We start from the raw sequence: 3,547 nt of genomic DNA, 5'->3' as shown, positions 1-3,547 counted from the left end.
CCAGGGCCATGGAGCACTCACCCCGACGCAACGCCTGCGCCGCCAGATGAATCGCCACCAACGACGACGAACACGCCGTGTCAACCGTGATCGCCGGCCCCTCCAGGCCCAGCGTGTAGGCCACCCGGCCGATGGCGGCGCTGCCGGAACTGCCGGTTCCCACGTAACCCTCGAAGTCGGCGGGGACGGGGTGCAGGCGGGTCCCGTAGTCGTTGCTGATCACTCCGCCGAAGACTCCGACGTCGCTCCCGCGCACCGAGGACGGGTCGATCCCGGCACGTTCGAACACCTCCCAGGCCACCTCCAACAGCAACCGCTGCTGGGGGTCCATCGCCACCGCCTCACGCGGCGAAATCCCGAAGAACGCAGGGTCGAAGAAAGCCATGTCGTGCAGGAACCCGGCTTCACGCACGTAGGAGGTCCCCGCGTGGTCGGGGTCGGGGTCGAACAGGGTGTCGAGATCCCACCCGCGGTCGGTGGGAAACCCCGAGGCGGCGTCCACCCCATCGACCACAAGCCGCCACAGGTCCTCCGGGGACGCCACACCCCCCGGGAAACGGCACCCCATGGCGACTACCGCCACCGGTTCGTTGACTGCGGCGAAACGCTCGTGTTCGCCGCGCAGCCGCTCGTTCTCCATAAGCGAAGCGCGCAAGGCCTCGACCAGCTGCTCGTGAGAGGTCGCCATGGGTATGCTCCGATCGGTTCGGTGCCGTTACGGGGGAAGATCGTCACGACCGTGGGGCCGCCATGGGGTCTGATCAGTTGCCGATGCCGCGCAGGGCGTGGCGCACCAGGTCGTCCGCGTCCATCGCCTCGATACCCCCGCCGCCGGTGCTGTCCGGTGCCGGGGAGTCGGTGGCGGTCTCGGTCAACCGCACGAGCGCGTCGAGCACGCCGGCTTCCCTGAGGCGGTCCAGGGGTACGGTCGCCAGTACCCGGCGCAGGCGCTCCTCATCGGGTGCGGCCGACTCGTCGGGAACGGTGGCGGGAAGGAGTTCGTCGCGGATCCTGGCCGCCAGTGCTGTCGGGGTCGGGCAGTTGAACACGACGGCGGCCGGCAGGCGTACCCCGGTGGCCTCCACCAACCGGTTGCGCAGTTGCACCGAGGTGAGCGAGTCGAATCCCATGTCGGTGAAGGCGCGGTCCGCACCGATCGGGTCGGAACCGGAGCCCAGCACCGTGGCGGCCTGGGTCCGCACCAGGTCGAGCAGAGTGCGGGTACGCTCGGCTTCGCTCAGTCCGGCGATGCGCTCGGCCCACGACTGCGGCACGATGGACACGGTGCCTGCCGCGCGGCGCACGGGGCGCACCAGCGCGCGCAACAAGGGCGGTACCTGTCCGTTGCCGGTGAGGGCAGCGAGGGTTGCGGGGTCGGCCTCGACGGGAACCAGCACCGGCTCGTGCAGCCGCAGTGCGGTGTCGAACAGGGCGAGCCCCTCCTCTGCGGTCATCCCCGGCAGACCGCCGTTGGGCGGGGAACCGTGATCCGCTGCCCGGTGGACGCGCGCCGCCATCCCGTCGTCGTGCTGCCAACGGCCCCAGGCCAGCGAGAGCGCGGGGAGCCCCTCGAACCGGCGGCGTTGCGCCAAACCGTCCAGGAAGGCGTTGGCCGCAGCGTAGTTGCCCTGACCCGCACCTCCCAATGTTGCGGCCAGCGAGGAGAACAGTACGAACATGCGCAGGTCACAGCCGCGGGTCAGTTCGTCCAGGTGCAGCGCCGCATCGGCTTTGGGCGCGAAGACGGTCGCGAGACGCTCAGCGGTCAGGGAGGCGAGCATTGCGTCGTCCACCACTCCGGCGAGGTGCACTACACCCGTCAACGGGTGGGTCTTCGGCACCGCGGCCAGCAGCTCGACGACCGCCTCGCGGTCGGAGACATCGCAGGCCACCACGTGTGCCGTGCAGCCGGCCTCTGCCAGTTCAGCGACCAGCTCGGCGGCCCCGTCGGCCCGGGGACCGCGGCGGCTCGCCAGCAGCAGTCGCCGTACCCCGTGCGTCGTCACGAGATGGCGGGCCACCGTCCGCCCCAGTGCCCCGGTGCCTCCGGTGAGCAACACGGTCCCCGCAGGATCCACCGACGGCCGGTCGTCGGTGGGGGGTTCGGTGATCCGGGCAAGACGCGGCACCAGGACAGCGCCTTCTCGTACTGCCACCTGCGGCTCCCCGGCGGCCAGCGCGAGAATGGCGTCGTGGTCCGCATTGTCGCCGTCGCTGTCGACCAGGGTGATGCGGTCGGGGTGTTCGGTCTGGGCCGAGCGCACCAGGCCCCATACCGCCGCGGCGGCCGGGTCGACCGGTTCCGCTCCCACGGCCACCGCACGGCGGGTCACCACCACCAGGGGCTGTGGTCCGGGTTCGGCCAGCGTGCGGTGCAGCCGGGCCAGGACATCGGCGACGGTCGCGTGCGCGGCCTCGGGAGAATCTCCGTCGCCCAGGGCCTCGATGAGGATCGGCGTGGCCCCGGGCGGTAGCGGGGTACGTGCCGGTGGAGCGTCCCAGCGCACACGCAGCAGCGTGTCGGGGACGGTTTCGCGCCCCGGCGTGAGCCGGTCGGTCGGGATGGGGCGCGACGTGAGCGACGCAATCGAGACCACCGGGGAACCGGTCGCATCCGCTGCCTGCACGGTGATCCCGTCGGCGCCGTCCGAGGCGAGGCGCACCCTCAGCATCGGGGCACCCGTGGCGTGCACCCGCACCCCCCGCCAGGAGAACGGCACCCGGATGTGCCCTTCGACCTGCTCTTCGAGTCCGCTCAGCGTGATGGCCTGCAAGGCGGCGTCCAGCAGCGCCGGGTGGACGCCGAATCCCGCCGCGGACGACGCGGTGTCGTCGTCGAGGGCGACCTCGGCGAACAGTTCGTCCCCGCGCCGCCAGGCTGCCCGCAGTCCGCGGAAGGCGGGCCCGTAGTGGTAGCCGGCCCCGGACAGGTCGGGGTAGAAGTCGTGGACGTCCAGCTCCTGTGCGCCGGACGGGGGCCATTGGGCGTGGTCGAAGGGGTCGACGTCGGTGTCCGGGGCCAGGGTCGCCGTGGCGTGGCGCACCCACTCCGTTTCCGGAGGGGCGTCTTCGGCGCGGGAGTAGACGCCCGCGGTACGACGGCCGGAGTCGTCGGGGCCCTCGACCATGACCCGCACCCGCACGCCGCCCTGGTCGGGCAGGAGCAGGGGGACCTCGTTGACCAGTTCTTCCAGTAGTGGGCAGTCCAGCTCGTCGGCGGCACGGACCAGCAGTTCCAGGAGCGCGGTCCCGGGGACGACGGTGGTGCCCGTGAGCCGGTGGTCGGCCAGCCAGGGGTGGGTCGCGGTGGAGAGTCTGCCCGTGAGCAACAAACCACCAGACCCGGGCAGATGGACCGCGGTGCCCAGCAGGGGATGGGATGCCGACTCCATGCCGAGGCCGGCGGCATCGGCCGCGGGTGGTGGGGTGGTGGGCCAGTAGCGGTTGTGTTGGAAGGCGTACGTAGGCAGAACCACACCCCCACCCCCACCCACCAACGGACCCCAATCCACATCCACCCCACCCACAAACAACCCACCCAACCCCC

2 protein-coding genes are annotated in these 3,547 nt (G+C 71.5%); both read right to left on the bottom strand.

Annotated elements, in window-relative coordinates:
• Nucleotides 1-688 (bottom strand): beta-ketoacyl synthase N-terminal-like domain-containing protein (locus QSJ59_RS24230; protein WP_285762089.1); only part of this gene is annotated, 688 nt, incomplete at its 3' end.
• A gap of 73 nt (nt 689-761) precedes the next feature.
• Nucleotides 762-3,476, bottom strand: a complete 2,715-nt coding sequence (locus QSJ59_RS24225) for a type I polyketide synthase (RefSeq protein ID WP_285762088.1) — start codon at nt 3,474-3,476, stop codon at nt 762-764.
• Between the last annotated feature and the right edge of the window lie 71 nt (nt 3,477-3,547).

Source organism: Nocardiopsis ansamitocini (genome assembly GCF_030268225.1).
Taxonomy (GTDB): Bacteria; Actinomycetota; Actinomycetes; order Streptosporangiales; family Streptosporangiaceae; genus Nocardiopsis_D; species Nocardiopsis_D ansamitocini.
Note: the sequence above shows the minus strand (reverse complement) of the source record. Positions and strands in the feature narration are given on the sequence as shown.